The sequence below is a fragment of the Mammaliicoccus sp. FSL K6-3158 genome, from assembly GCF_038005105.1.
Lineage (GTDB): Bacteria > Bacillota > Bacilli > Staphylococcales > Staphylococcaceae > Mammaliicoccus > Mammaliicoccus sciuri.
The window spans coordinates 2,590,361-2,616,374 of sequence record NZ_JBBOSL010000001.1 but is presented as its reverse complement, the minus strand read 5'-3'; the positions used below and the strand labels follow the sequence as shown (position 1 = coordinate 2,616,374).

28 protein-coding genes are annotated in these 26,014 nt (G+C 32.9%); 21 read left to right on the top strand and 7 right to left on the bottom strand.

Going from position 1 to position 26,014, the window contains the following annotated elements:
- Nucleotides 1–6: 6 nt before the first annotated feature.
- From bshB2 to MHH94_RS13230, 3 genes are all read right to left on the bottom strand, one after another.
- Entirely contained in the window at nucleotides 7–675 is a 669-nt protein-coding gene (gene bshB2 / locus MHH94_RS13240) for a bacillithiol biosynthesis deacetylase BshB2 (protein ID WP_037589936.1), read from the bottom strand.
- A 12-nt stretch (nucleotides 676–687) separates the two neighbouring features.
- The gene (locus tag MHH94_RS13235) at nucleotides 688–1,047 is read right to left on the bottom strand and encodes a YojF family protein (protein WP_025904884.1); all 360 of its coding nucleotides are present in this window, start codon (nucleotides 1,045–1,047) and stop codon (nucleotides 688–690) included.
- Between the two features lie 77 nt (nucleotides 1,048–1,124).
- On the bottom strand, nucleotides 1,125–1,931 hold the full coding sequence (locus tag MHH94_RS13230) for a MurR/RpiR family transcriptional regulator (RefSeq protein WP_078355017.1): 807 nt from the start codon (nucleotides 1,929–1,931) through the stop codon (nucleotides 1,125–1,127).
- A 125-nt stretch (nucleotides 1,932–2,056) separates the two neighbouring features.
- Here MHH94_RS13230 and MHH94_RS13225 point away from each other — a divergent pair, with 125 nt between their 5' ends.
- The 4 genes from MHH94_RS13225 to MHH94_RS13210 all read left to right on the top strand — a co-directional run bounded on the left by MHH94_RS13225 (nucleotide 2,057) and on the right by MHH94_RS13210 (nucleotide 5,462).
- Nucleotides 2,057–3,592 carry a PTS transporter subunit EIIC gene (locus MHH94_RS13225; protein WP_048541395.1) on the top strand — a complete coding sequence of 512 codons (1,536 nt, stop codon included), beginning with the start codon at nucleotides 2,057–2,059 and terminating at the stop codon, nucleotides 3,590–3,592.
- A 15-nt stretch (nucleotides 3,593–3,607) separates the two neighbouring features.
- On the top strand, nucleotides 3,608–4,276 hold the full coding sequence (locus tag MHH94_RS13220) for an N-acetylmannosamine-6-phosphate 2-epimerase (protein ID WP_048541398.1): 669 nt from the start codon (nucleotides 3,608–3,610) through the stop codon (nucleotides 4,274–4,276).
- A gap of 2 nt (nucleotides 4,277–4,278) precedes the next feature.
- A complete protein-coding gene (gene nagB, locus MHH94_RS13215) occupies nucleotides 4,279–5,019 on the top strand; it encodes a glucosamine-6-phosphate deaminase (protein WP_048541400.1) in 741 nt (246 codons plus the stop codon).
- 104 nt (nucleotides 5,020–5,123) lie between these two features.
- Complete coding sequence (locus MHH94_RS13210) at nucleotides 5,124–5,462, top strand: hypothetical protein (protein WP_228065195.1); 339 nt, start codon at nucleotides 5,124–5,126, stop codon at nucleotides 5,460–5,462.
- A gap of 541 nt (nucleotides 5,463–6,003) precedes the next feature.
- Here the strand turns inward: MHH94_RS13210 and thiD are convergent.
- Nucleotides 6,004–6,834, bottom strand: a complete 831-nt coding sequence (gene thiD / locus MHH94_RS13205) for a bifunctional hydroxymethylpyrimidine kinase/phosphomethylpyrimidine kinase (protein WP_048541403.1) — start codon at nucleotides 6,832–6,834, stop codon at nucleotides 6,004–6,006.
- 114 nt (nucleotides 6,835–6,948) lie between these two features.
- On the opposite strand from thiD, the gene MHH94_RS13200 reads away from it, so the two are divergent.
- The 5 genes from MHH94_RS13200 to gltS all read left to right on the top strand — a co-directional run bounded on the left by MHH94_RS13200 (nucleotide 6,949) and on the right by gltS (nucleotide 11,271).
- Nucleotides 6,949–7,605 carry a uracil-DNA glycosylase gene (locus tag MHH94_RS13200; protein ID WP_048541405.1) on the top strand — a complete coding sequence of 219 codons (657 nt, stop codon included), beginning with the start codon at nucleotides 6,949–6,951 and terminating at the stop codon, nucleotides 7,603–7,605.
- Nucleotides 7,605–7,940, top strand: a complete 336-nt coding sequence (locus tag MHH94_RS13195) for a DUF5327 family protein (protein ID WP_048541406.1) — start codon at nucleotides 7,605–7,607, stop codon at nucleotides 7,938–7,940. The genes MHH94_RS13200 and MHH94_RS13195 overlap by 1 nt, the downstream gene beginning before the upstream one ends.
- A gap of 20 nt (nucleotides 7,941–7,960) precedes the next feature.
- Entirely contained in the window at nucleotides 7,961–8,323 is a 363-nt protein-coding gene (locus MHH94_RS13190) for a DUF423 domain-containing protein (protein ID WP_058590865.1), read from the top strand.
- A 50-nt stretch (nucleotides 8,324–8,373) separates the two neighbouring features.
- Nucleotides 8,374–9,852, top strand: a complete 1,479-nt coding sequence (locus MHH94_RS13185) for an APC family permease (protein WP_049319463.1) — start codon at nucleotides 8,374–8,376, stop codon at nucleotides 9,850–9,852.
- Nucleotides 9,853–10,062: 210 nt separating this feature from the next.
- Entirely contained in the window at nucleotides 10,063–11,271 is a 1,209-nt protein-coding gene (gene gltS, locus MHH94_RS13180) for a sodium/glutamate symporter (RefSeq protein WP_025904895.1), read from the top strand.
- A 286-nt stretch (nucleotides 11,272–11,557) separates the two neighbouring features.
- On the opposite strand, the gene hemQ is transcribed toward gltS, so the two are convergent.
- Nucleotides 11,558–12,310 (bottom strand): hydrogen peroxide-dependent heme synthase, encoded by a 753-nt coding sequence (hemQ, locus tag MHH94_RS13175; protein ID WP_037589946.1) that lies wholly within the window; start codon nucleotides 12,308–12,310, stop codon nucleotides 11,558–11,560.
- Nucleotides 12,311–12,506: 196 nt separating this feature from the next.
- Here hemQ and MHH94_RS13170 point away from each other — a divergent pair, with 196 nt between their 5' ends.
- Genes MHH94_RS13170 through MHH94_RS13155 form a run of 4 tightly spaced genes read left to right on the top strand, consistent with a single transcriptional unit; the run spans nucleotide 12,507 to nucleotide 15,641 of the window.
- Nucleotides 12,507–13,229 (top strand): ATP-binding cassette domain-containing protein, encoded by a 723-nt coding sequence (locus MHH94_RS13170; protein ID WP_048541415.1) that lies wholly within the window; start codon nucleotides 12,507–12,509, stop codon nucleotides 13,227–13,229.
- Complete coding sequence (locus MHH94_RS13165; RefSeq protein WP_058590863.1) at nucleotides 13,226–13,897, top strand: methionine ABC transporter permease; 672 nt, start codon at nucleotides 13,226–13,228, stop codon at nucleotides 13,895–13,897. The genes MHH94_RS13170 and MHH94_RS13165 overlap by 4 nt, the downstream gene beginning before the upstream one ends.
- A 7-nt stretch (nucleotides 13,898–13,904) precedes the next feature.
- On the top strand, nucleotides 13,905–14,711 hold the full coding sequence (locus MHH94_RS13160; RefSeq protein WP_025904899.1) for a MetQ/NlpA family ABC transporter substrate-binding protein: 807 nt from the start codon (nucleotides 13,905–13,907) through the stop codon (nucleotides 14,709–14,711).
- A gap of 21 nt (nucleotides 14,712–14,732) precedes the next feature.
- Entirely contained in the window at nucleotides 14,733–15,641 is a 909-nt protein-coding gene (locus MHH94_RS13155; protein ID WP_058590862.1) for an ABC transporter substrate-binding protein, read from the top strand.
- 52 nt (nucleotides 15,642–15,693) lie between these two features.
- Here the strand turns inward: MHH94_RS13155 and MHH94_RS13150 are convergent, their stop codons facing one another.
- Nucleotides 15,694–16,911 (bottom strand): MFS transporter, encoded by a 1,218-nt coding sequence (locus MHH94_RS13150; protein WP_078355020.1) that lies wholly within the window; start codon nucleotides 16,909–16,911, stop codon nucleotides 15,694–15,696.
- A gap of 382 nt (nucleotides 16,912–17,293) precedes the next feature.
- On the opposite strand from MHH94_RS13150, the gene MHH94_RS13145 reads away from it, so the two are divergent.
- From MHH94_RS13145 to MHH94_RS13120, 6 genes are all read left to right on the top strand, one after another.
- On the top strand, nucleotides 17,294–19,093 hold the full coding sequence (locus tag MHH94_RS13145) for a purple acid phosphatase family protein (protein WP_078355021.1): 1,800 nt from the start codon (nucleotides 17,294–17,296) through the stop codon (nucleotides 19,091–19,093).
- A gap of 71 nt (nucleotides 19,094–19,164) precedes the next feature.
- Nucleotides 19,165–19,845 (top strand): hypothetical protein, encoded by a 681-nt coding sequence (locus tag MHH94_RS13140; RefSeq protein WP_058590860.1) that lies wholly within the window; start codon nucleotides 19,165–19,167, stop codon nucleotides 19,843–19,845.
- A 113-nt stretch (nucleotides 19,846–19,958) separates the two neighbouring features.
- The gene (gene pta / locus MHH94_RS13135) at nucleotides 19,959–20,945 is read left to right on the top strand and encodes a phosphate acetyltransferase (protein WP_025904903.1); all 987 of its coding nucleotides are present in this window, start codon (nucleotides 19,959–19,961) and stop codon (nucleotides 20,943–20,945) included.
- 2 nt (nucleotides 20,946–20,947) lie between these two features.
- On the top strand, nucleotides 20,948–21,787 hold the full coding sequence (locus MHH94_RS13130) for a lipoate--protein ligase family protein (RefSeq protein ID WP_106417633.1): 840 nt from the start codon (nucleotides 20,948–20,950) through the stop codon (nucleotides 21,785–21,787).
- Nucleotides 21,788–21,865: 78 nt separating this feature from the next.
- Nucleotides 21,866–22,201, top strand: coding sequence for a DUF1450 domain-containing protein (locus MHH94_RS13125; protein WP_025904905.1), 336 nt, complete (start codon nucleotides 21,866–21,868; stop codon nucleotides 22,199–22,201).
- A gap of 52 nt (nucleotides 22,202–22,253) precedes the next feature.
- On the top strand, nucleotides 22,254–22,802 hold the full coding sequence (locus MHH94_RS13120) for a nucleoside hydrolase (protein WP_325878633.1): 549 nt from the start codon (nucleotides 22,254–22,256) through the stop codon (nucleotides 22,800–22,802).
- Nucleotides 22,803–23,791: 989 nt separating this feature from the next.
- On the opposite strand, the gene MHH94_RS13115 is transcribed toward MHH94_RS13120, so the two are convergent.
- Nucleotides 23,792–24,085, bottom strand: a complete 294-nt coding sequence (locus MHH94_RS13115) for an SDR family NAD(P)-dependent oxidoreductase (protein ID WP_232157349.1) — start codon at nucleotides 24,083–24,085, stop codon at nucleotides 23,792–23,794.
- Nucleotides 24,086–24,760: 675 nt separating this feature from the next.
- Between MHH94_RS13115 and MHH94_RS13110 the strand changes: the two genes are divergently transcribed.
- Nucleotides 24,761–25,237: a GNAT family N-acetyltransferase gene (locus MHH94_RS13110; protein ID WP_048541439.1), complete on the top strand. Its 477-nt coding sequence runs from the start codon at nucleotides 24,761–24,763 to the stop codon at nucleotides 25,235–25,237.
- Nucleotides 25,238–25,250: 13 nt separating this feature from the next.
- Nucleotides 25,251–26,012, top strand: coding sequence for a 2-keto-4-pentenoate hydratase (locus MHH94_RS13105; protein ID WP_025904912.1), 762 nt, complete (start codon nucleotides 25,251–25,253; stop codon nucleotides 26,010–26,012).
- Nucleotides 26,013–26,014 lie beyond the last annotated feature (2 nt).

The following is a 26,014-nucleotide window of genomic DNA, read 5'->3' as shown; positions in this document are numbered from 1 at the left end:
CACTATCTATTCAATATGATATGTCCAGAAATGTTCTGTCTTCATCCACATATCTTTAGCCGCTTCACCTTCTTGAGTATTTGAAGCAAGGTTTTGTAACATTGGACCTGTTTGAGACGCATGAGCTTTAAGGACTTTCATCTTGCGTTCTTCGTATCCAGTAATATCTATATTAATATCCGGTTCGCCTAAATCGCTGTATGTGTCATTACTAAATGCCACAAGGTGTAATTTAGGTCTTGCTGATGCTTCCATACGACTGACTGTTCTTACAACAGATTCTGCAGTTGCTTCATGGTCGGGGTGAACGGAATAACCAGGATAGAATGAAATAATCAATGATGGGTTAAGTTCATCTATTAATGATTTTACCATATTATCTAATTCATCTTTAGGTTCAAATTCGATTGTTTTATCTCTATAGCCCATTTTTCTTAAATCCGTGATACCGATCGCTTCAGCTGCTGCATCTAATTCACGTTCTCTTATAAATGGTAAAGATTCACGTGTAGCAAAAGGTGGGTTACCTAGGTTACGGCCCATTTGTCCTAACGTTAAACACGCGTAAGTTACAGGTGTACCATTGTCCACGAACTTACTTAATGTACCAGATGTTCCAAATGCTTCGTCGTCTGGATGTGGAAAAATAACTAATACTTGTCTTTCGTCATTCATTGTATTCACCTCTTAATCCTTGAAAGGATTGCTACTAATTTCTAAAGTTGCAGCAAGTTGTCCTTCATAATTTAGTCCCGCTATTAATAGTTCGTTATTTTCAGTTACTTCATAATGTGTTAATCCTTGAACATAAACCCAACCATTGTTGTCTAATTTTAAACCAACACGATAAGGTTCTTTATTACCGCCCGTTAAATGTGCGTGTGTAAAAGTAACTTGAATATTTCTTAAAAATGTACCAGCATTAAATACTTTGCTATCAAAATGGTTTGCATAAGCACCATTTGTTGTTTCTACATGGAGATAAACTGGCTTATTTTCATATTCCGATATTAGTGATTGTACTTGATCTACTTGAATTAATTCCATGCCTTTCACTCCTCATAGTATATACTTTACTATTCTACTAAATTCTTGAGTAAATTTATATACATTCTGCTCACAAGTTATGATTTATTGTCTTGAAGTATGACGTCTCTCGTATGCTGATAAAGATTCATATTATCTTTTCGCTCTAACAACATATAACTGACAACATCAATCAAGAAATGTGCTGAAATTTGTGTGTTAATGAATTGTTTATCGTTCACTCTCGTTTGATCAATCGTCATGATGACAATGTCAGAATAAGCAGTCAGTTCACTGCCAGCATAGTTTGTAATCGCAATAACAGTTGCCCCTTGAGATTTAGCAATTTTAGCAGCATTAATCAGTTCTTCTGTCTTGCCACTATTAGAAAAAGCAATTAACGCATCATTTTGATTTAATAGCGAAGCACCAATTTTCATTTGATGCGCATCAGTTACAGAACTTCCAGCTATGCCCATTCTCATCGTTCGATAATAGAATTCAGTTGCTGTTAAACCAGAACTCCCTAAACCTGCAAAAAGCGTTTGACGACTATTAGTTAAAATATCAATCAGTTGATTAATTTTATCGTTAGATATAAATTCACCAGTTTGTTGTATAAGCGTTTGATGATATTCGTGGATTCTTTTAATGAGTGGAACGTTTTGAATATCCGTCTTCTCATAAGTTTGTTGAATATTGAACTTCATATCTTGAAAATGTTGATAGTTCAATTTATGACTAAATCTTGTAATGCTAGAAGTTGATACACCAATTGCATAAGCTAATGAAGTAATTGTTGAAAAATGATCGCCAACTGGATGATCGAGTATAAATCTAGCAATCTTTTCATCAGACTTTGTGAAAAGGTATGAAAATTGTTGAATACGATTTTCAAAATTCATGAAGGACACCTCAATTTATAGAATAAATAACATTATAATTGAAAATATTTTTCAAAACAAATAATAAAGTTGACTATAATTTTCATGGTGTTATATTTAGGGTAAATAAGGAGGTAGGTGTTCGAATGAGTAAAATTTTTGATAAAGCACAGCAATTCGGGAAATCATTTATGTTACCCATAGCAATTTTACCTGCAGCAGGGTTGTTATTAGGTATCGGGGGTGCTTTAAGTAATCCAAACACAATTAAAGCATATCCGATTTTAGACGTAGATTTATTACAGTACATATTTATTTTAATGTCATCAGCGGGGAATATCGTTTTTGCGAATTTACCAGTATTATTCGCAATCGGGGTTGCGATAGGCTTAGCAAGAAGTGATAAAGGTACAGCAGGTTTAGCAGCAATGTTAGGATTCTTAATTATGAATGCGACGATGAACGCATTATTAACGATTACGGATAATGTTGCAGCACCAGAAGAGTTAGCTAAAGCAGGACAAGGTATGGTACTAGGTATTCAAACTGTCGAAACAGGTGTATTCGGTGGGATTATCGTCGGTATTATGACTGCCATGCTACACAATAAATATAACAAAATCACATTGCCACCGTTCTTAGGATTCTTTGGTGGATCGAGATTCGTACCGATTGTAACGTCAATTGCGTCAATCGTACTAGGTGTTATTTTGTTCTTTGTTTGGCCAACGATTCAAGGTTGGATATTCAATGCGGGTGGTCTTGTTAATAAAACGGGTGTTATCGGGACGTTTATTTATGGATTTATATTACGTATGCTTGGGCCATTTGGCTTACACCATATATTCTACTTACCATTCTGGCAAACTGCACTTGGTGGTACGATGGAAATTAACGGGAAAATCATTCAAGGGACTCAAAATATCTTCTTTGCACAATTAGGAGATGCAGATTTAACACATTATTATTCAGGTATTTCTAGATACATGTCTGGTCGTTTTATTACAATGATGTTCGGGTTGCTTGGTGCAGCTTTAGCAATTTACCACACAGCTAAACCAGAGAAGAAAAAAGTAGTAGGGGGCTTAATGCTTTCTGCAGCATTAACATCATTCTTAACAGGTATTACAGAACCACTTGAATTTAGTTTCTTATTCATAGCACCAGTATTATATGTTATCCATGCAATATTTGATGGTTTAGCATTTATGATGGCTGACATATTTAACATCACTGTCGGTCAAACCTTTAGTGGCGGATTCATTGATTATATCCTCTTCGGTGTGTTACAAGGGAATAGTAAGACGAACTATTTATTAGTCATTCCTATCGGTATAGTTTGGTTCTTCTTATACTATGTAACATTTAGATTTTTAATTACGAAATTTAACTTTAAGACACCAGGACGTGAAGATAGTGAAGCTGTGCAAACTGTTGAAGCAAGTGAACGTGCCGAAACAATTATTAAAGGTTTAGGTGGAAAAGAAAACATAGATACAGTTGATTGTTGCGCAACAAGATTACGTGTAACGATTAATGATGAACATTTGTTCAATGAAGATCTCATTAAGACGACAGAATCTAGAGGGATCGTTAAAAAAGGAACGGGTATTCAAATCATTTATGGTCCGCATGTTACGACTATAAAAAATGAAGTAGAAGAAGCATTAGAAAATCAATAAGGAGTGTTTTTATAAATGTTACCACAAGGATTAATCGTGTCATGTCAGGCTTTACCGGATGAACCATTACATTCATCTTTTATCATGAGTAAGATGGCATTAGCTGCATCTCAAGCAGGTGCTAAAGGTATTAGAGCGAATACTAAAGAAGATATTATCGCTATTAAAGAAGAAATTGATTTACCTGTAATCGGAATTGTAAAACGTGATTATGAAGGTTCAAAGGTATTTATCACAGCAACTTCAAAAGAAGTCGATGAATTAATTGAAAGTGGTTGTGAAGTCATTGCGTTAGATGCGACTAAACAAGAAAGACCAAAAGAATCACTTGAAGAACTTGTATCATATATTAGAGAGAAAGCGCCAAATGTTGAAATTATGGCAGATGTCTCTGATTTAGAAGAAGCCATTCAGGCAGATAAATTAGGTTTCGACTATGTTGGTACAACTTTAAGAGGCTACACAGAATATACAAAAGGTCATGTATTATACGAAAATGATTTTCAATTTTTAAAAGATGTATTAGACAATGTTAACGCAAAAGTAATCGCAGAAGGAAACGTTATTACTCCTGAAATGTTTAAACGTGTAACAGAATTAGGTGTACATTGTACAGTCGTAGGTGGAGCTATTACGAGACCTTTAGAAATAGCCAAAAGATTTATAAAAGAAATAGAGGGATAATTATGCAAATCATAAATTTAGGATCTAAAGAGGAAGCATGTCACTATGTTGCGAATGAGTTATTAAAGCAAATTATTTCAAATAAAAAAAGTGTACTTGGATTAGCAACTGGTGGAACGATGGTTCGTGTATACGAACAACTTGTGAATCTGATTAGAATTAATGAAATTGATTTGAGTGAAATCACGACATTTAATTTAGATGAATATATTGGTATCGATTATGATCATCCAGAAAGTTACTACACATATATGCATGACGTGCTCTTTAATCATTTACCATCTTGGAACGAATCACGTATACATTTACCAAACGGTTCGGCAGAAGATTTAGAAGCAGAAACAAAACGTTATGAAGCATTATTAGATCAAGAAGGACCAATAGATGTTCAAATTCTAGGTATTGGAGAAAATGGCCATATTGGTTTCAATGAACCAGGAACTTCATTTGATAGTTTGACAAGTATTGTTGATTTAACAGAGTCTACAATAGAAGCGAATAGTAGATACTTTGAAACGATTGAAGAAGTCCCAGAGCAAGCAATTTCTATGGGTATTCAATCTATTATGAAAGCTAAACGTATTATACTATTAGCTTATGGACCGAAGAAAGCAGAAGCAATTAAACGATTACTAACTGGTGACATTACGACAGACTTACCTGCCTCTGTTTTGTATAATCATCCTAATGTGGAAGTTATACTAGATAATAATGCGTATTTAAGTGAAGAAGACGACATTTAGAGTAATAAGTCATAGTAAAAATTCACTTGAATGATGATACTCTTTAAAGTACAATTACAACTGAGATTAGCCTCAAGAAATGGCGGGTGGAATTATTGGAAACAATGCGCATTTCATTTAACGATGAAGCGGTTTTAGATTATTGTAATATAATGGGGTATCAGTACTATGAAGAAGTACCAGTTCAATATTTATTAAGCGTACTTCGAGAGTTTAATAGTTTTAAGCCATTTATGAGAAATGATACAAAACTTAAACAAATTAAAAGTGAGTTTGAACAGACAGAACGTATTATGACATTAGAAAATTACATCGCAGAATTAGAATGTTTAAATGAAACTAAAGAGGGAGATAATGCATTTTATCAATATCAAATGACATTATTTAAGAACCGTAAAGAAGTGGCGAAAGTCACAGCAGAATTTAGTATCATGAAATCATAATAGAAAAGCTGTACGCATGTGCGTATCGTATTGAATGAAGCCGAGACACGAAAAGTTGTCTCGGCTTTTGCTTATATTTGGGTGTTGGGTTTGAGAAGCCCATGTGGTGGACTCTTGTCGTTATTAGCAGTTTTGGCGAGAAGTGCAAATAGTGGGGCTGTTAAAAGCAGTTTTGGCTGAAGGTGCAAATACTGTGTGTCATATTTACAGTTCTGACGCGTTTTGTAATTAAGGAGGTCCATAGTGACACTTCGACCGAGTTTTGTAACTATGGCTATCCTTAGTAACACTTCAGCTGAGTTTTGTAACTATAGACGTCCTTAGTAACATTTCAGCTAACTTTTGTAATTAACGCCCTCGTTATGAACAAGTTTGGCGAGAAGTGTTCACAACACCCTCGTTATGAACAAGTTTAGCCAGAAGTGTTTATAAGAGACATCAAAATAGTACCACTTCCCTATCACTCCCACAAAAAAATGCCAACAAAGTCTAAGACGTTGTCGACATTATGAAGCTGTACGCACACGCGTACAGCTTTTTATTATACTTCTTCAGTATATACTTCTATTTTTTCGATACGGTTTGAAGCGCCGTGATCTACTGGACCTACGAAGTCGTTCATTTTCCAACCGTTTTTAATAGCTGATGCTACGAATGCTTTTGCATGTATGATTGCATCTTCTGGTGATTCGCCGTTTGCTAAGTTAGCTGTTGTTGCAGCTGCGAATGTACAACCTGCACCGTGGTTATAACTTGATTGGAATTTATCTGTTGATAATAGGACGTGCTTTTGTCCGTCATAATATAAGTCATAAGCTTTATCTGATTCTAAAGCTTTTCCACCTTTAATGACAACATATTGTGCACCAAGTTCGTGGATTTTTTCTGCTGCTTTTTTCATATCATCAATTGAGCTTAGTTTACCTAAACCTGAAAGTTGGCCAGCTTCAAATAAATTTGGTGTAACGACTGTTGCTTTTGGTAATAGTTCTTTAATCATTGCATCAGTATTTCCCGGGTTAAGTACTTCGTCTTCACCTTTACATACCATTACAGGGTCAACTACGAAAATTTCAGCGTCTGCTTCGTCATATGTTTGACGTGCACGTTTAATAATTTCTTCAGAACCAAGCATACCTGTTTTAATTGCATCTGGTCCGATTGAAATAGCTGTGTTTAATTGTTTATCTAGTAAATCAAGAGGTAATGGTGTTACGTCGTGTGACCATGTTTGTGGGTCCATTGTAACGACTGCTGTTAATGCAACCATTCCATATGTGTCATGCTCTTGGAATGTCTTTAAATCTGCTTGCATTCCAGCTCCAGCACTTGTGTCTGATCCTGCTATTGTTAAGACTTTTTTTAATGCCATTGATGATTCCTCCCAATAATTCATATATTTTATCATATCACGTTTTTTAATTGTAAAAAATAGTTATGACCTTTTCTTGAGTGCTATGTTATCATTTTTATTGAGGTGAATAATATGGATTGGCAACAAATATTTCATAAAATAAAATCCGAACATGATTTTTCTGAAATGGAGTCATTTTTAGAAGAAGCATATAGTAGTAAGACGATTTATCCTGATAGAGAAAATATTTATCAAGCATTTGATTTAACACCTTTAGATCATGTGAAAGTGGTTATTCTCGGGCAAGATCCTTATCATGGTCCGAATCAAGCGCATGGCTTAGCTTTTTCAGTACAACCAGACGCAAAATTCCCACCTTCATTAAGAAATATTTATAAAGAACTAGAAGACGATATAGGTTGTAAGAGAACGACACCTCACTTGCAAGATTGGGCTAAGGAAGGTGTATTACTTTTAAATACCGTCTTAACAGTAGAAGCACATCAAGCACATTCACATAAAAATATTGGCTGGGAAATATTTACTGATGAAATTATTAAACATGTTTCCAGTGAATTAGAAGATGTTGTGTTTATACTTTGGGGTAAACCTGCACAATCTAAGATCAAGCTTATTGATACAGAACGCCATCATATTATACAATCTGTACATCCAAGTCCATTATCGGCTTATAGAGGATTCTTTGGGTCTAAACCATTTAGTAAGACGAATGAATATCTTATTGCAAGTGGTAAAGAGTCCATTAATTGGTGTGGAGGTGACATTTAATGATAAGTAGATCACAATTAATTGCTGCAATAGAAGAAGAACTCGTTGCTGCTGACAATGCTTCAACAAATGAAGTCTTTAATCGCCACATGCACGCCATTCATACGTTAAGTGGATTGGTAGATAAAGAAGACGATTTAACGCACGATATTAAAGTAGAACAAAATATTTCTTCAACACCTAAACCAACACCAAAAGCAAAACCACAAATTTCAGATGAAGAAATTAGAAAAATGGGTGGTAAAGTGCGTAACGAACCATCTGTAAATAAAGCAGAAAATCAATTAACAACAGATGATGGCATAGGTAACGGAGATTCAATATTTGATTTTTAAATAAGAAAGGGAGATAACAAATGAAATTATTTATTATAATAGGTGCAATTAATGCAATCATCGCTGTAGCAGCAGGTGCATTTGGCGCACATGGTTTAGAAAATAAATTATCGGCTAAATACTTAGATATATGGGGTAAAGCAACAACATACCAAATGTATCATGCACTCGGTTTAATTTTAATTGGTATCATTATGGGCACAACATCTATTAGTTTAAACGTAGCTGGATGGTTGATGACATTTGGTATAGTATTCTTTAGTGGTTCATTATATATACTTGCTGTAACACAAATTAAAATACTTGGCGCTATTACACCAATAGGTGGCGTATTGTTTATAGCAAGTTGGTTATTACTCGTAATTGCTGTTTGGAAAATTTAATTAAAGGTTAATTACGTTTCACGAAATTTAAAAATAAGGGTGGAACATGTATGGCTAGGAAAAAGAAAGATTTATCAAGAGGAAATTTAGATCAGAACTTATCAGAAAAATTTGTATGGGCCATTGCTTACGGCTCAAGTATAGGTTGGGGTGCATTTATACTACCAGGTGACTGGATTAGTCAGGCTGGACCATTAGGTGCTTCAATCGGTATATTTATCGGGGCATTATTGATGATTGTTATTGCCGTTAGTTACGGTGCATTAGTTGAAAAGTTCCCAGTATCAGGTGGTGCTTTTGCATTCGGATACTTAGGATTCGGTAAATATGTATCATTCTTCTCATCATGGTTTTTAACATTTGGATATATTTGTATCGTTGCTTTAAACGCCTCTGCATTTAGTTTGCTTTTTAAATTTATTATGCCGGGATTTTTAGAACAAGGTAAATTATATACAGTAGCAGGTTGGGATGTGTACATAACTGAAATTATACTATCTTCACTTATATTGTTAATATTTGCTTGGATTAGTATAAAAGGTTCTAGTTTTTCAGGAAGTCTGCAATATATATTCTGTGTGATATTAGCAGTTGTTGTCATACTTTTATTTGCAGGATCATTTTTCACGCATGATTTTTCATTCTCAAATCTTAAGCCTGTTGTCAATAATGACATGGGATGGCTTGCCTCAATCGTTGTAATTCTGGCAGTTGCACCATGGGCATATGTAGGCTTTGATAATATTCCGCAAACGGCAGAAGAATTTAACTTCTCACCAAGTAAGACGTTCAAGTTAATCGTATTTAGTTTGATTGCTTCAGCACTTACTTATGTGATGATGATACTTTTAACAAGTTGGTTATTTAAAGATGCATCATCTGTAGGTGGAGATTTATGGGTGACAGGTTCAGTCGTTCAAGAAGCATTCTCGTTTGTTGGTTTAGCAGTATTAATCGTCGCAATATTGATGGGGATATTCACAGGATTGAACGGATTCTTTATGAGTTCAAGTAGATTGTTATTCTCTATGGGTAGAGCATCTGTTATGCCAAGCGTCTTTAAAAAGTTACACCCAAAATATAATACACCGTATATTAGTATTATATTTATTTTAGTATTGGCACTCGCTGCACCATGGTTAGGTAGAACAGCATTAACTTGGATTGTAGATATGTCATCAACAGGTGTTTCAATCGCTTATTTCATAACATGTTTATCAGCATTCAAATTATTTTCATACGATAAACGAAGCATGATGTATCATCCAAAATACAAAACATTTGCGATTATCGGTGCAATTATCGCTGGTATATTCTTAGGTTTATTACTTATCCCAGGATCACCAGCAAGTTTATCATTACCTTCTTATATCGCGTTGTTCATTTGGTTAGTGCTTGGTATTGTATTCTTTATGATAAGATACCCATCACTTAAGAAAATGACGAACGATGAATTAAACTATTTAGTATTAGATAAGACAAAAGAAGAAATGATAGACTTAGAAGCCAAAACAGAAGTGAAAAAATAAATAGATAGTAAACCAGACTAGCGAGAGACGTTAGTCTGGTTTTTTGTTGGTGATATTTTGTAATAAAACATTTTTATACTAAGCTTTTTGTAAAAATATTTGATTTTTGTTTTATAGAAGGTAGCATTCTGTACTTGAGATAGGTATAATGTTCATCAGTGTTTGAAAACGATTTCTAGATAAAAATATAAGGTTTTAGGGGGAACGATGATGTTACAGTTTGATGCTGTCACAACTTTAGCTATAGCATGTGTCTTACTTTTATTAGGTGAGGGTATTGTAAATAAAGTTTCTATATTGAGACGTCTATGTATTCCTGCGCCAGTAATAGGTGGCTTGTTATTTGCTATTGTAGTTGCTATTTTACAATCATTAAATGTCATTACAATTAAATTAGATTCTGATTTTCTACAGGACTTCTTTATGTTGGCATTCTTTACAACAATAGGTTTAGGTGCGTCATTAAAATTATTGAAACTTGGTGGAAAAGTACTGATTTTATATTTTGTTTTTTGTGGAATTTTAGCATTTTGTCAAAATGTAATCGGTGTTTCATTATCTAAAGTATTAAATATTCCACCACTACTTGGCTTAACTGCTGGATCAATGTCCATGGAAGGTGGTCATGGTAATGCAGCGGCATACGGTAAGACATTAGAATCATTAGGTGTAGACTCTGCGGTAACAGCGGCACTTGCAGCAGCGACATTAGGACTTGTTGCAGGTGGATTAATAGGTGGCCCTGTGGTTCGATATTTAATTAAAAAGTTTGATTTGAAACCTGGAGATGCTAAAGATACAGGTATAGATTTTAGCGAAGTGGGATATAACGAGAACTTACATAGTAGAATGAACCCTACAACAGTATTTATTGTTCAATTTACAATTATTGCAGTATGTATGGCGATTGGTACATATATTGGAGATGGATTTACGAATTTAACTGGAATAAATATTCCGGTTTATGTTGGCGCAATGTTTGTAGCAGTTATCATAAGAAACATCTCTGATTACGGAAACTTAAACATCATTGATATGAAAATTACTAACCAAGTAAGTGATGTTTCATTAAGTTTATTCTTATCAATCGCGTTAATGAGTATTAAATTAACAGAAATTTATCAATTGGCGCTACCGTTAACAATTATTGTATTAGTACAAATTGTATTTATCGTACTATTCTCAGTATTTGTCGTGTTTAGAGGACTAGGTAAAAATTATGATGCAGCAGTTATGATAGGCGGATTTATCGGACATGGACTAGGCGCAACACCAAATGCCATGGCTAACTTAGATGTTATAACTAAAAAATTCGGTGCATCACCAAAAGCGTATTTAGTAGTCCCAGTAGTTGGCGCCTTCCTAATAGATTTACTAGGCGTACCAATTGTTACATTATTCATCAATATATTTAGTTAAATATATTGATGACAATGAGATTGAGGCTGGGATATTATATTATGTCCCAGCCTTAATTAATATTCTGGACCGATAAAAAAATTTACCGGTCCAGAAATGCGGAATATGTACCGATAAAATAAAATATCGACCCGAAAACAAGATTTCCAGGCCGATAAAATAAAATATCGACCCGAAAACGAGATTTCCAGGCCGATAAAAATAAATATCGACCTGAAAATGAACATCAATAGCACTCAAAATATGAAGAGCCTGGAACTTCACTCAGTTCCAGGCTCTTTCTATATTATTTCAATTTAAAGAATGTATCTAATTCATCAATATTTAATATATTACCTACATAGAATGCTCCGAAGTCACCATATCTTGCTGATACTTCGTCGAAACGCATTTCATAGATTAATTTCTTGAATTGTAACATGTCATCACTGAATAATGTTACGCCCCATTCGTAATCGTCTAGTCCTACTGAACCTGTAATAAATTGTTTTACTTTACCTGCATAACTACGTCCGATTAAACCGTGTGAGCGCATTAAGCTACGTCTATGATCCATATCTAACATATACCAGTTGTCTTCGCCGTCACGTCTTTTATCCATTGGGTAGAAACATACGTATTCTGAACGTGGTACTTCTGGATATAATCTTGCTTTTACATGTGGGTTTTCGTATGGATCTTCGTTAGAGTCACCTGCAAGATAGTTTGAAAGTTCTACGATTGATACGTATGAATATGTTGGAATTAAGAAGTCACTGATATCTAACTTGTTAAATTCATTTTCTAAGGCGTTTAATTGTTTAACGTCTGGTCTTAAGAACCATAACATTAAATCTGCTTTTTGGCCTGTTATGTTATAGAAAGCATGAGAACCTTCTTTATTATTATGAACTGTTTCCAACGCTTCAAGGAAAGTCTTGAATTCGCTGATCATTGTGTTTCGATCTTCTTCAGGTACAGTTTTTAAGCTTGCCCAATCAATTGCATAAAATAAATGTAAGCTGTACCAACCATCTAATGTTTTTGCTGCTTCGTTCATTTTACTTTCGCTCCTTTTAGAAAAGATATCTTCATTACAAGTTTATCATACTAGATAAGGTTGAAAGGACTCAACTTTTTACATTGTTGTGAAAGAAAGAATACTTAAATGTATTAATTGATATTGATTATCGATTTCAATTATTAGATAATGAAAATAGGTTTCTTTATTAAAATAATTTTACAGGAGTATAAAGTTGTATAAATTAGAAAATGTTTCAAAAAAATATAATGACAATTTTGCTTTAAAAGATTTTTCTTTAACGATAGAACCAGGATCTGTTACAGGTATTGTCGGCAAAAGTGGTTCCGGAAAGTCGACGTTACTGAGATTACTGAATTTAATAGAACAACCAACAGAAGGGCGCATTGTTTTTGACGGGAAAGATACAGAAGCGTTATCAAAGCGTGTTGTAAGGAAGTATAAAGAAAAAATAGGCATGGTATTTCAAAATTATAATTTATTGAATAACCTTAACGTTCAGCAAAATATTGCTTTGCCTTTAAAAATTATTAATCAGCAAGATAAAGCAAAAGTAGATGAATTAATAGGGTTTGTTGGGTTAAATGATAAAAAGGATTATTATCCAGCACAATTATCCGGTGGAGAGAAACAACGTGTTGCATTAGCAAGAGCGCTCGTGAGAAACCCGGATATTTTATTGTGTGATGAGGCGACAAGTAGTTTAGATGAACATAACACGGAAATCATCATTAAGATGCTGAAGAAAGTGAATAAAGCATATAATATTACGATTATTTTTGTGACGCATGAATTGAGCGTTGTTAAACAATTATGTGAAGAAGTATGTGTTATGGAGGACGGTCAATTGTTAGAGGTTATGGATAATAAAGTAGTAAGTGTAGAAAGAAATACGAATTCTTATTTAGAGAATGTTAGGCAGAGTTTAGAAGAATGATATTTTTAGAAAAGATAAATTACTACTTACCAGAATTGATTCAGTCCTTACAAGAAACGTGCATCATGTTAGGTTATTCCATGCTCATCACTTTGCTAGTTGGACTACCTCTAGGCATCGCATTATTTTTATCAAACCCGAGTATTAAAGCTTTAAATATCAATTATTATTGGTCATTTAATTTCTTAATTACATTTATACGTTCATTCCCGTACTTACTATTTGTGATCAGTTTAATCCCGCTTACACGTATGATTTTAGGGAGTGCGTTCGGTCCATACCCATCGATTATCCCTTTAAGTATTGTAGGTATCGCGATATTTTCAAGGTTGGTTGAGCAAGTATTATTAGATATTCCTGGTGATATTAAAGTCTTGGCAGAATCTCTAGGTGCGACAACATATAAATATATTTGGAATTTCATATTAGTTGAATCACGTAGCGGCATTATATTGGCATATACAACGACGACAGTAAGCATGGTGTCTTATTCAACAGTCATGGGTATTGTTGGCGGTGGTGGAATAGGTGATTTCGCAATCAGATACGGTTACCAAAGTTATGAAAATGAAATCATGTATTTCTCAATCATCATCATCATTATTAGTGTATTTATCATACAAATGTTAGGAAACTTTATAGCTCGAAAAATAGATAAAAGAAAGTAGTGTAGAAATGAAAAAAAGTTTATTTGTTATGTTATTAATGTTAAGCATTATCATCGCAGGCTGTGGCGCGAATAAAAAAGATAACGAAGACAAAGTCATTAAAGTAGCTTCTCAAGCACCACCAATGACAGACGTCGTTAAAGAAGCAGCAAAAGAAGCTAAAAAGGACGGCTGGGAAATTAAACTTGTCCAAGTGAATGACAACGTTGCTTATAACGATATGGTAAGTAGTAAAGAAGCGGATGCAAGCTTTGCACAGCATAAACCATTTATGGAAAAATACAACTCAGAACGAAAAGCAAATTTAGTAGCGATTCAACCGATTTATGATGCAAAAGTTGGTTTTTATTCTAAAAAATATAAAGACATCAATGACATTCCAAAAGGTACAAAAGTAGCAATACCAAATGATATTTCAAATGAAGGTAGAGCATTAGCGATTCTTGAAGAACAAGGTCTTATTAAATTGAAAGACGGCGTTGGTGTAAATGGAACTACGAAAGATATCGTCGAAAATCCTAAAGATTTCAAATGGTTGAAAGTAGACTTGTTGAACTTAGCAGAAACGTACAGTGAAAAAGATGTATCACTTGTCTATAACTATCCAACTTACATTTCTAAAATTGGATTAAAACCAGCTGATGCGCTGTTCTTAGAGAAAAATATTGATTCACGATTCTCAATTCAACTTGTAGCAAGAGAAGATAATAAAGACTCAGAAAAGATTAAAGAATTACATAAAGTTATGAAAAGTGATGCAGTTAAAAAATATCTAAAAGAAAAACATGAAGATACGTTAATTCCATCATTTTAAAATAAAATAAGAGGTGTAGAAATGAAAAAATTATTAAGTTTTGTATTATGTTTAGCGTTATTGTTAGCAGCATGTGGTAATAAGAACGAAGCATCAAGTAGTAAAAGTGACAGTAAAGAACGAACATTTACGACTGAAAGCGGAGATAAAGTAAAAATCCCTAAAAATCCAAAGCGTATTCTATTACTGACAGCTAACTATGGTAACTTGAAAAAATTAGGTGTAGAACCAGTAGCGATCACAAGTGTATTCCCAGATTCTAAATATTTAGATATGAAAGACGTTAAGAAAATAGATCCAGAAGATGTTGAAGCGGCAGCAAAGCTTAAACCAGATTTAATCGTAACGTATAAAGAAAATAAAAATAATAATAAACTTTCAAAAATAGCACCAACCGTATCATTAAAAGTACAAGACACAGATTATAAACAAACGCATATCGAATACGGTAAATTAGTGAACAAAGAAGAAAAAGCTAAAAAACAAGCAGACGAACTATCAGATAAACTTTTAAAAGACGGTAAAGAAATTAAAAAGCATATCGGAGCAGATAAAACAGCTTCAATTATGGACGTACAAGCAAAAGATATTTATCAGTTCGGCGCAAGATTCGGTAGAGGTAGTGACGCACTATTCGATGGCTTCAAATTAAAAGAAGATCCAGAAGCTAAAAAAGCAATGCCAAAAGAAAAATTCATGAAAGTACCTCAAGAAAAATTTAACGATTATTCAGGAGACTACTTATTTATACCAACAAAAGACGGAAAAAAACCAAATAATGAATTTACAAATTCAACAATATGGAAAAATAACAAAGCAGTGAAAAACAATAACGTCATTTACTATACAAGTAATGAAGCAATCTACGGAGATTTAATCTCAGTAGAGAAACAAGCAGAAACATTTAAAAAAGAACTATTAAAAAAATAAAGTAATATAAAAAAAAGAAGCTCAACTCGAGCTTCTTTTTTGTTCTAATAAATTAACTTAATTCATTATCATTTAAATCAATTGCAAATATTTTTGTACTCAGGCTACTAAATAGAAAAAGCACAATTCCACTAATAATAAAAATAGTAGTGTAACTAAAGTAATTGAATATTTGACTATAGAATAGTATTCCTAATGGTAAAAGAACTTGTGATAGTACATTCAATAAATTAAATATTCTTCCTTGATATGCGCTTTCAATATTGATCGTTAACCAACTGGTTACTGGAATACTCGCAAATGATATAAAAATTCCTATAATAAAGTTAAATCCACAAAATAAAAGTATATATATAAAGCGATTAAATTCAATCATTAATAATGAACCTAAAAGAATTGTTAAAAAACTCATTCCAATTACACTCAAATATGAGAATTTCAAAGGATATTTTAAACTTTTAGAAATTGATAAAAATATACCTGATGCTATCAGTCCTAAAGAAAATATACTTTCAGTAAGTCCGAACTCTATATTTTTAAAATCTAATACATTTACTTGAATGTATGGAAGTCCGATTAGATAAGAACATAGGATGAAATTCACTATTCCCGCGAAAAAAAGTGAGAACATAATTTTCTTGTGTTTAAATGAATATTTTAATCCGTCTAAAAACATGCTTAAAATTCTCTCATCACCTGTGTTATCTGTGATTCTTCTATTTTTAATATGCAAATTCGTAATAAATAAGAGACAAATCATTTCGCAAATCAATTCAATAAATACTAAAGATTTTAAGCTAATTACAGTGAAGAATATGGCACCTAGTAATGGAGCCATAATATTGATTAATGCTAACAATACCTGTTGTAATGATTTTATACGCTGAACTTCATCTTCTTCAGTTATTAATATAATAGTAGATGAAATAGTGGTTGTGACAATATTATCTGTAATTTTTAGAAAGACAATAATCATTAATAATAGATAAAGATTGTGATGAGAGAAAGTGAAAAAATATAAAGATAGAGCTGTTATTGAAATAAATTGACCAATAATTAATATTTTCTTCTTAGATAGTTTATCTATTATTGGACCTAAAAAAGGCATTAAAGCCAGTGTTACAATAGGGCCAATAGCTTGGCTCCATCCAAACAAAATAATATTTTCAAATTCTTTCAAGATATATAATCCAATAATAAATATTAAAGTACTACTAAAAAAATTCCCCCAAAAAGTAATAGATAATATTTTGAAAATATTTTTATTCATATGTAAGTTCACCCCATACTTAATTTAAAATACTGATACTCATGGTTAAATGTCAGTATTTTGTCTTATGAATACCAATTCTTATAATGAATTCATAATACTTATATTCAGTATGTTTATATGTATATACAATTATAGAAATGGATAAATTGTTATATCTATAGTCGTCTATTTATCTTATGTTAATTATACTAAATTTTCAGAAAATATAATATATAAATTTAGTGGCATTTAATAATTTAAGTTTCTACTCGCTCATCACTCTTCATATTACATTCATACAATACTCATACTATCTTTACATAGGGTTAAAATATGATTGATACACTTCTTAATAGATTGCTTTTTAAATCACTATAGGGTTAATTAGGAGGAAGTGTACATGTATAATCAGTCAATAGCAAAGAGATTCATTAGTGGTACGGCTTGTATGATGTTATTGTTAGGGATTTCTACTTCTGGTACGGTTGAGGCGAGTGGTGCTGGTGGTTCGGGATCTGATTCGTCTGTTGTGAATCAACAATCTCATTCGGATATTAAAGTGATGTCACAGAAACCGGAAGTAGCGCCTGTACCTAAGAAAAATCAGCCGAATCGTATTATTACGAATTTTAATGGTGATACGAAAACAGAAATGGCTTTTAATTGGTATACGACAGATCAATTTAATGATGCTAAAGTTTGGGTGTCAGAGTCGGGTCAATTTGATGATGCACAAGCGTTTGATGCAACTTCTAAGCAAGTGGATTCTAAATATGTTGAACGAGATAAGAACGGCAATTTCATCTTTGCGGATGTAGAAAAAGATGATGAAGGTGAACCTGTAAAAGATGCTCAAGGTAAAGAGAAAATAAATGGATATTATACAGATGAACATGCACAAGGTGCTGAATGGACGCGCGGTGATAAACATGGGAAGTCTGAACTAATGACAGTTCCTGAATATAATTATAAAGCGAAAGCAACGGGATTAAAGCCGAATACTACATATTATTATCGAGTAGGTAGTGCAAGTGGTCCTCAAAGTGAAGTTGGACAATTTAAGACTTCTGGCAACAACGGAGATTCTTTCCAATTTGTACAGTATACAGATACACAAAATGCTTATTGGAATGAACACGTAAGAAACGAAGCACAATTTGGAGCAGATACGTTAAGCAATGCTATTCAAACAGCAGGTAATCCAAACTTCGCATTACACACAGGAGACTTTGTAGAAACTGCAGAAATTGAAGATGAGTGGTTAGATTTATATGATCAATCACGTCCATCATTTATGTCACTACCTGTAGCTTCTGCACCTGGTAACCATGACGAATATGCGTTAAGTGAAGATGATGAAAAATTACTGACAAAGTATAACGAACATGTCAATGTACCTAAAGAAAACAATGCGGTCAATGGTGGATCTTATTATTCGTTTGATTATAATGGTGCACATATGGTTGTCGCTAATACGAATGATAATAAGAAATCTAAAGATAATCCTGAAGAAAAAGCAATTGGCAAAGAGCAAATGGAATGGATTAAACAAGATATTAAAGATGCCAGAAAGAATGGCTCTAAATGGGTTATCTTAAACCTGCATAAACCAATGTATTCTAAATCGTATCATGCATTATCAGATGAAGATGTTGCTAAAATACGTGACGAACTGACTCAACAAATTGATGATTTAGATGTGGATTTAGTATTACAAGGTCATGACCATGTGCTTTCTCGTACGAAACCATTAGAACATACATCGACTAAAAATAGCTTTGTAAATGCTAAGAAAGAAGATGCCAAACAAATTAGAGGTCAAGATAACATCACATATTATGACAACCCAGAAGGTTCAGTCTATGTACTGCCTAATACAGGTGGTACAAAAGCGTATGACAGTATATACGACCGTCCTTTAGAACATATTAAGAAAGTTAGACCAGAGCTAGAAGATTTAACTCAAGAAGAATTAGATCATTATAATAGTTTATTTGCGATAGGTGAGCAACCTCATAAGACAGATGCTTTTAACGATAGTCATGAAAATAATCGTGATTCATCTGATCAGAACTTCTCAGTTTATGATGTATCTGAAGGTAAATTAGTCGTTAAAATTTATCAATTACATGGCGATATTAGTAAAGGTGAACAAAGAACAGTTAAATTAGTCGATGAATTCGGTATTAAAAAAGACTAATCATAGATTTTAAAGTTAAATAAATATCCATAAGGCGTCTCCTTCAAATATGATGATATGGAGGCGCCTATTTGTTAATAGAAGGAGCGGTTACTTTGCGACGTGTATTCAATTATTTAAGTGTGGCAGTAATGATGACCTTAATATTAAGCGGTTGTCAAAATAGTTCACAAGAAGAGACAAAGCAACATAGTGAAACGAAACATGCTGAAACTAAGCATATTCAACTTTCAGAGCAAGACAAAGATGAATTGAAACAAAAGTTACTAAAAATTGCTGACGAATATGGCCAAGATCAACATAAAGCAGTAACTAATCGTTATTTTAGTCGAAATGAACAAATGGAAGGTGATGGCTATGCGATTAGTGACGATGGTGAAATACAAATAACAGATCATGATAAACCAGGGAGGAAACATTTTAATATCCATAACGTTGTTGGATTAACGATTTATCAAGGCAAGCATAATCAAGGTGGTTATGATGAACGTGCACGAGATTTAAATAATATTCAAGGATACAGTAATGTCGCTAAAATGGATAAACCGATTACGAAATATTTGTTTGCAGATAACGGTAAAGTATACGAATATCAATTCAAGCCAAATAGTGAACCATCCCTATCAACAGGATTTGCAACTAAAGATTACAACGGCAAAGATCCAAATTTAAAACCAAACGAAAAATTTACAGTTTCAAAGGATAAAATTTTAAATAAAAAATGGAAAATGTTGCTTTCAGAATATAAATGATAATATTTTAAAAATATCCAATATAAATTCACAGTTTAGATACGTGAAAATTTATGAAAAAATGTTATAATTGTGAATGGAAAAATAATAGCAATCATATATAGGAGGCAATTATGTCTAATTTACTTAATGTTCTAAGCGACAAACTAACAGGTAAAAATGTACGTATCGTATTACCAGAAGGTGAAGATGCGCGCGTATTAACAGCAGCAGTTAAATTACAAGCTACAGATTTGGTTGCACCAATCGTACTTGGTAATGAAGAAAAAATTAAAGAAACTGCAGCTGGTGCAGACTTATCAATCGATGGTCTTACAATCATCAACCCAGAAACAAGTGAACTAAAAGCAGATTTAGTAGAAAAATTTGTTGAACGTCGTAAAGGTAAAGCAACTCAAGAACAAGCTGAAGAATTGTTAAATAACGTTAACTACTTCGGTACGATGTTAGTTTACACAAATCAAGCTGACGGATTAGTAAGTGGTGCAGCACATTCAACTGCAGATACTGTACGTCCAGCATTACAAATTATCAAAACTAAACCAGGCGTTACAAAAACATCTGGCGTATTCTTCATGACTAAAGGTGAAGAACAATATGTATTCGGTGATTGTGCAATTAACCCAGAACTTAATGCACAAGACCTAGCTGAGATTGCAATCGAAAGTGCTAAGACTGCTCAAGCATTTGGTATGTCTCCAAGAGTAGCAATGTTAAGCTTCTCAACTAAAGGTTCAGCTAAATCACCTGATACTGAAAAAGTATCTGAAGCAGTTTCTATTGCTCAAGAGAACTTAAAAGAAACAGATTTAAAAGATGTTGTATTAGATGGTGAATTCCAATTTGATGCAGCAATCGTACCAGAAGTTGCTGCTAAGAAAGCACCAAATTCTGAAATTCAAGGTGATGCAAATGTATTTATCTTCCCTAGCTTAGAAGCGGGTAATATTGGATACAAAATTGCACAACGTTTAGGTGGATTTGATGCAGTTGGTCCTGTATTACAAGGCTTAAACGCACCTGTTAACGATTTATCTCGTGGCTGTTCAGCTGAAGATGTATATAGTCTTTCAATCATTACAGCTGCTCAAACATTATAATCATGGCTAATTTGCAAGATTATTTTACACAAGAATGGCGATACATTGACCACACTTCAGGACTGCAGCCAATGCAGTCCTTTAGTTTCGATGATACATTTTGTGATCAAGTAGGAAATGATAAAAGTCCAAGTGTTGTTAGGACATGGATACACAATCACGTCGTGATATTAGGCATACATGATTCTAGATTACCTTATTTAAAAGATGGTATTGCCTATTTAAATGATATTAGAGGTTATAGTGCAATCGTTAGAAATTCTGGCGGATTAGGTGTTGTGCTAGATAAAGGTGTGCTTAATATATCTTTAATTTTTAAAGGTAAGCATGATGTATCCATTGATACAGGATATGAAGTGATGTTACGTCTTATTCGTGAAATGTTTAAAGAAGATACTAATGAAATTGAGAATAAAGAAATTACCGCATCATACTGCCCTGGTAGTTATGACTTAAGTATTCATAATCAAAAATTTGCTGGTATATCACAACGAAGAGTAAGAGGCGGTATAGCAGTTCAAATCTATTTATGTGTGGAAGGATCAGGCGCTGAACGTGCCGAAATGATGAAAGCATTCTATGAACATGCACTGAAAAACGAAAAGACAAAATTCATTTATCCGACTATCATACCTGAAAGCATGGCTTCATTGAACGAATTATTAGGCACTGAATATACAACTAACGACATATTATTTAAACTGTTAGGAAGTTTGAAAAATTTAGGTGCAACTTTGAATATGGATCCTGTCACAACAGAAGAATGGACATTGTACGATAAATATTTCGAACGAATGATTGAACGCAATGATAAAATGATTCGAAATATGGAAAAACGATAAAATGACATTCTCAAACAACTGTTAAGGTGGTATAATAATTTATTGCAAAATTAACAATTAAGAAAGGTGGGGGAACAAATGCGAAATAAATTTCAAGTCTGCGATGATTGTCAAGCCGTTAACTTGCCATCACTTTTGAAAAAAATTAAAAAATTAGACCCAGAAGCTGAAATAGAAGTAGCATGCCAATCATATTGTGGACCAGGTAGAAGAAAGACATTCGCATTCGTAAATAACCGCCCATGTGCCGCTTTAACAGAAGACGAATTAATGGAAAAAATCCAAAAACAACTTCAAAAGAAACGCGATCCAGAAGAAGAAGAAAGATTGCGACTTAGAAATGAAGAACGAAAACGTCGACAAAAAGAATTAGACGAGAAGTTAAATAAGAAGTTGAAAAAGACACAGTCATAATATAGATATTAGCTATAATCCCCTCACTACAACATGAAGTGGGGGCTTTTTTATACCATATTATATATTTGCTAACTTTTTTAATTCATCCACATCTAAAATTAAAGAAATTGTATTAATGGGTGGCGCATACGGTAACGGTAATTTAACGCCATCAGCAGAATTTAATATTTTTGCTGATCCAGAAGCGGCATATATTGTTTTTAAATCAGGTATACCAATCGTTATGATGGGTCTAGATGTAACAAACAAGACACTATGTACACCTGAAATTATAAAACGTATGGAATCAACAAATAATAAAGCTGGCCAATTGTTTAGTGATTTAATGAGTTTTACTTTAAAAACACAATACCAAGAATTTGGATTAGAAGCAGGTCCATTACACGATGCAACAACAATAGGCTATCTCGTAAATAAAGACTTATTTGAAGTTCAAGATATGTACGTAGAAATCGACATTAATCGCGGACCAAGTTATGGACGAACAGTATGTGACGAATCGGACGTACTCAAAAAAGAACATAACGTTAAAGTAGCCAAAAACGTCAAAGTCGACGAATTCTTCGATCTTGTATATGAATGTATACGTATGTATTAAAGTATAAGAACATTGATTTGAAGATGGTTTATTAAGGAATTAAAAATTTCTAGACGTCTTCATTCTTGTTTCTTAAATGCAATCATAATAATACTTGAAATTAAAGGGACTATGAGGATTCTTGATATCTCTAATTCTCGTTGAAGTATACTTTCGACTACGATAAATACTATCATTACTGAAAAATAATAAATTAAAAGAGTGTATAAGAGTTTCGTGATGCATCTCCTTTGAAATAGTTCAGTATTTAAAAGTTAGTTTAATAATAAAAAATCACTACAATTTGTTTTTTAACAATGCTTGTAGTGATTTTTTTATTACATTATATATATTTACACAAAATCAAGCTACATAACATTACAGAGCTTATGCATTAATTTTACTTACTTCTAATCATATTTATTTTCTCTCGTGCAGTTTTTGATTTTTCTATAGATAAAGAAGTTAACTTGATATATGACAACACTTAATATGAGTATCACAACAATAAAAAGAATCGTTCCTAAAAAGCCTGAGTAATTAAAAATAGGGAATTTTTTGAGTAGTAAACAAGCTATCAATAAATAATACAGTTTAAAATTATAAATATCTTATTTTGTTCGAAACATTTTTATTTCATGTGAAAAACCCCATTTTCATTTCAAGTTATATATAATTTTACCGTGTTTAAAGTGTGAAATAAATAGAACTTAAAAGAATTTAATATAAAAAGGCTATGTTCGTAAAAACACAGCCTTCAAATTATAAATTCATAAAATATCTGTTGGAGTGAGGAACTTTGCTTGAAGTCTCCGTGCGCCAGGCCCCATTTTAACCCTATAACGCACGATATCTGAGAGTCTTCGTGCGCTATGGCCTATTTTAAGGGTCTAACGCACGATATTTGAGAGTCTTCGTGCGCCAGGCCCCATTTTAACCCTATAACGCACGATATCTGGAATTCTTCGTGCACAAAGCCCCGTCAATCGACTCCTAAAACATCAGCTCACTCAAAATATTCCATTTAAGTTTAGATTCATAACTTTATTCCAATTTTCAAATGTGAGTTCTTCTTCTGTTACGTTGTATGTCATCCCAACTTTATTGACTAACATATCAATTTTGCCAAATTGTTCTATGACGTTATTGAGCATTTGATTTACCGATGTTGGATCGGTTATGTCTACTTTTAATGCAACTGTTTCAAAGTCTTCACTCTGTTTAATTTCTGAGAGTGTTTCTTTAATTGATGAGGCGTTATGATCTGCAATGATAATCTGAACGCCTGCTTGTGCTAATGCCATTGATTGACCTATTCCTATTTTGCCACCGCTAATGATTGCAACTTTATCTTGTAATTTGAAGTGCTCTAATATATTTGTGATAGCATATCACCTTTTTATTCATGATTGGACTGCATTATTGCTATCGTCGAGTTTATAAATTGTTTGAACATGGCTAAATTATGAAGAAATATTAAAGATAAATGAGTTTAAATCGCCGCTATATTTAGAAGCAGAATATTCTATTGGTACATGATCCTCTATATAACCCACACTATGGAAGTAGAAGAGTAAAGCATCTATCTCTACAGATAATAAATCACTTAGTGACATTATAAATTATTATGTAATTACATATTAAAGAGTTTGGTGGTTTACTCTTTTAATAGTGAGGGGATTATTATTTGATAAAAATGATTGTTAGTTTTTCATTTTTTATATTTTGACGTTCTGTATTTTAAATTTGTGTTAACATACTTAACAAATATTACATTTCTGTAGGGTCTTCGGGTATAATTAAGTATTCTGAATATTATAGTTTTTAATATATAAATGATATAATTATTTATAATGTGAGATATAAAGTTATTTAAAATGTGTACATTAGAACATTATTAAACGGGGATTTACAAACTTAGATTAATAGACATCATGAATTGACGATTGATGTGTAAGGTAGATAGAGGAGAGATATTTATGGCAAATGTAAGAAAAGCAACAATTGAAGATTATTCAGGTATTAAAAATGTAGCGTCTAAGGCTTGGTATGATACGTATACCAATATTTATACTGCGAGCACTGTGACGGCATTTTTAAATGCGTCTTATTCTAAAGAGATGCTTCAAAAGCGCATTAATGATTCTGATTTCTTTGTTGCAGAAGATGAAGATAAGATTGTAGGTTTTGCTAATTTTATCAAAGGTACTGAATTGTATTTATCTTCTCATTATGTTCTACCTGAAGCGCAACGTGAAGGGTATGGTAAAGCTTTATTACAGGCAGGTTTAGATCAATACAAAGATTCATATCATGAAGTTTATTTAGAAGTGGATGGAAAGAATGATATCGGTATAGCCTTTTATAAAAAGGAAGGTTTTGAAGTGATACGTGAATATGAAGAATTACTTTTTGGTGACACAATGCGCACGACGTTAATGAAAAAAACTTTTTAGGAGGTTGATTGTAATGGAACAATCACTAAATAAATGGATTTCGCAATTTTATGAAGCTTATGAGAATCAATCAATTATTCCAAATGGTGTTTTACCATCGAATATAACTGAACATGCCGCATATGATATTCAAGAAGGTGTGTTGCAGCGTAAGGAAGAAACTGAAATTCATAAAGGTTATAAAATTAGTTTAACGAGTCAAGAAACGAGAGATATCTTTTCTTCAACAACGCCATTATATGGTGCGATGGGAGAAACAACTATTTTGGATAAACATATTTATTTAAATGACTTAAATGAACCTTTAGCAGAGTTAGAATTAGTCTTTATTGTACAAGAAGAATTAACAGAAGAAGATAGCCTTGAGGATATCATGAATAAATGCTTGATTGCACCAGGGGTAGAGATTCCAGATTCACGTTTTAGTAATTGGTTCCCTAATTTATCTGTAACGGAAATTATTGCTGATAGCGCAGTAAGTGGTGGCGTTGTATACGGTGAACCTAAGAAATTAAGTTATGAAGATATAGATAACATTAAAGGGACATTATATTTAGATGGTAAAGAATTAGCTTCTGGATTTAGTACAGAAGTTGAGGGACATCCTGCTAAAGCTGTTAAGTGGTTGATTAATGAAATTAAAGAATATAATCGTTCATTAACACCTGGCATGTTTATTTCAAGCGGAACATTTATTTTGCCAAAACCTTTAACACAAGGAGAGTATAAAGCTGTATATGAAAATGTCGGCGAAATAGAGTTTATTGTAGAATAATT

Excerpts from the sequence above, each read along its gene's own strand:
- bshB2 (WP_037589936.1), bottom strand. The coding sequence starts at position 675 with ATGAATGACGAAAGACAAGTATTAGTTATTTTTCCACATCCAGACGAC.
- MHH94_RS13235 (WP_025904884.1), bottom strand. The coding sequence starts at position 1,047 with ATGGAATTAATTCAAGTAGATCAAGTACAATCACTAATATCGGAATAT.
- MHH94_RS13230 (WP_078355017.1), bottom strand. The coding sequence starts at position 1,931 with ATGAATTTTGAAAATCGTATTCAACAATTTTCATACCTTTTCACAAAG.
- MHH94_RS13225 (WP_048541395.1), top strand. The coding sequence starts at position 2,057 with ATGAGTAAAATTTTTGATAAAGCACAGCAATTCGGGAAATCATTTATG.
- MHH94_RS13220 (WP_048541398.1), top strand. The coding sequence starts at position 3,608 with ATGTTACCACAAGGATTAATCGTGTCATGTCAGGCTTTACCGGATGAA.
- nagB (WP_048541400.1), top strand. The coding sequence starts at position 4,279 with ATGCAAATCATAAATTTAGGATCTAAAGAGGAAGCATGTCACTATGTT.
- MHH94_RS13210 (WP_228065195.1), top strand. The coding sequence starts at position 5,124 with ATGCGCATTTCATTTAACGATGAAGCGGTTTTAGATTATTGTAATATA.
- thiD (WP_048541403.1), bottom strand. The coding sequence starts at position 6,834 with ATGGCATTAAAAAAAGTCTTAACAATAGCAGGATCAGACACAAGTGCT.
- MHH94_RS13200 (WP_048541405.1), top strand. The coding sequence starts at position 6,949 with ATGGATTGGCAACAAATATTTCATAAAATAAAATCCGAACATGATTTT.
- MHH94_RS13195 (WP_048541406.1), top strand. The coding sequence starts at position 7,605 with ATGATAAGTAGATCACAATTAATTGCTGCAATAGAAGAAGAACTCGTT.
- MHH94_RS13190 (WP_058590865.1), top strand. The coding sequence starts at position 7,961 with ATGAAATTATTTATTATAATAGGTGCAATTAATGCAATCATCGCTGTA.
- MHH94_RS13185 (WP_049319463.1), top strand. The coding sequence starts at position 8,374 with ATGGCTAGGAAAAAGAAAGATTTATCAAGAGGAAATTTAGATCAGAAC.
- gltS (WP_025904895.1), top strand. The coding sequence starts at position 10,063 with ATGTTACAGTTTGATGCTGTCACAACTTTAGCTATAGCATGTGTCTTA.
- hemQ (WP_037589946.1), bottom strand. The coding sequence starts at position 12,310 with ATGAACGAAGCAGCAAAAACATTAGATGGTTGGTACAGCTTACATTTA.
- MHH94_RS13165 (WP_058590863.1), top strand. The coding sequence starts at position 13,226 with ATGATATTTTTAGAAAAGATAAATTACTACTTACCAGAATTGATTCAG.
- MHH94_RS13160 (WP_025904899.1), top strand. The coding sequence starts at position 13,905 with ATGAAAAAAAGTTTATTTGTTATGTTATTAATGTTAAGCATTATCATC.
- MHH94_RS13155 (WP_058590862.1), top strand. The coding sequence starts at position 14,733 with ATGAAAAAATTATTAAGTTTTGTATTATGTTTAGCGTTATTGTTAGCA.
- MHH94_RS13150 (WP_078355020.1), bottom strand. The coding sequence starts at position 16,911 with ATGAATAAAAATATTTTCAAAATATTATCTATTACTTTTTGGGGGAAT.
- MHH94_RS13145 (WP_078355021.1), top strand. The coding sequence starts at position 17,294 with ATGTATAATCAGTCAATAGCAAAGAGATTCATTAGTGGTACGGCTTGT.
- pta (WP_025904903.1), top strand. The coding sequence starts at position 19,959 with ATGTCTAATTTACTTAATGTTCTAAGCGACAAACTAACAGGTAAAAAT.
- MHH94_RS13130 (WP_106417633.1), top strand. The coding sequence starts at position 20,948 with ATGGCTAATTTGCAAGATTATTTTACACAAGAATGGCGATACATTGAC.
- MHH94_RS13125 (WP_025904905.1), top strand. The coding sequence starts at position 21,866 with ATGCGAAATAAATTTCAAGTCTGCGATGATTGTCAAGCCGTTAACTTG.
- MHH94_RS13115 (WP_232157349.1), bottom strand. The coding sequence starts at position 24,085 with ATGGCATTAGCACAAGCAGGCGTTCAGATTATCATTGCAGATCATAAC.
- MHH94_RS13110 (WP_048541439.1), top strand. The coding sequence starts at position 24,761 with ATGGCAAATGTAAGAAAAGCAACAATTGAAGATTATTCAGGTATTAAA.
- MHH94_RS13105 (WP_025904912.1), top strand. The coding sequence starts at position 25,251 with ATGGAACAATCACTAAATAAATGGATTTCGCAATTTTATGAAGCTTAT.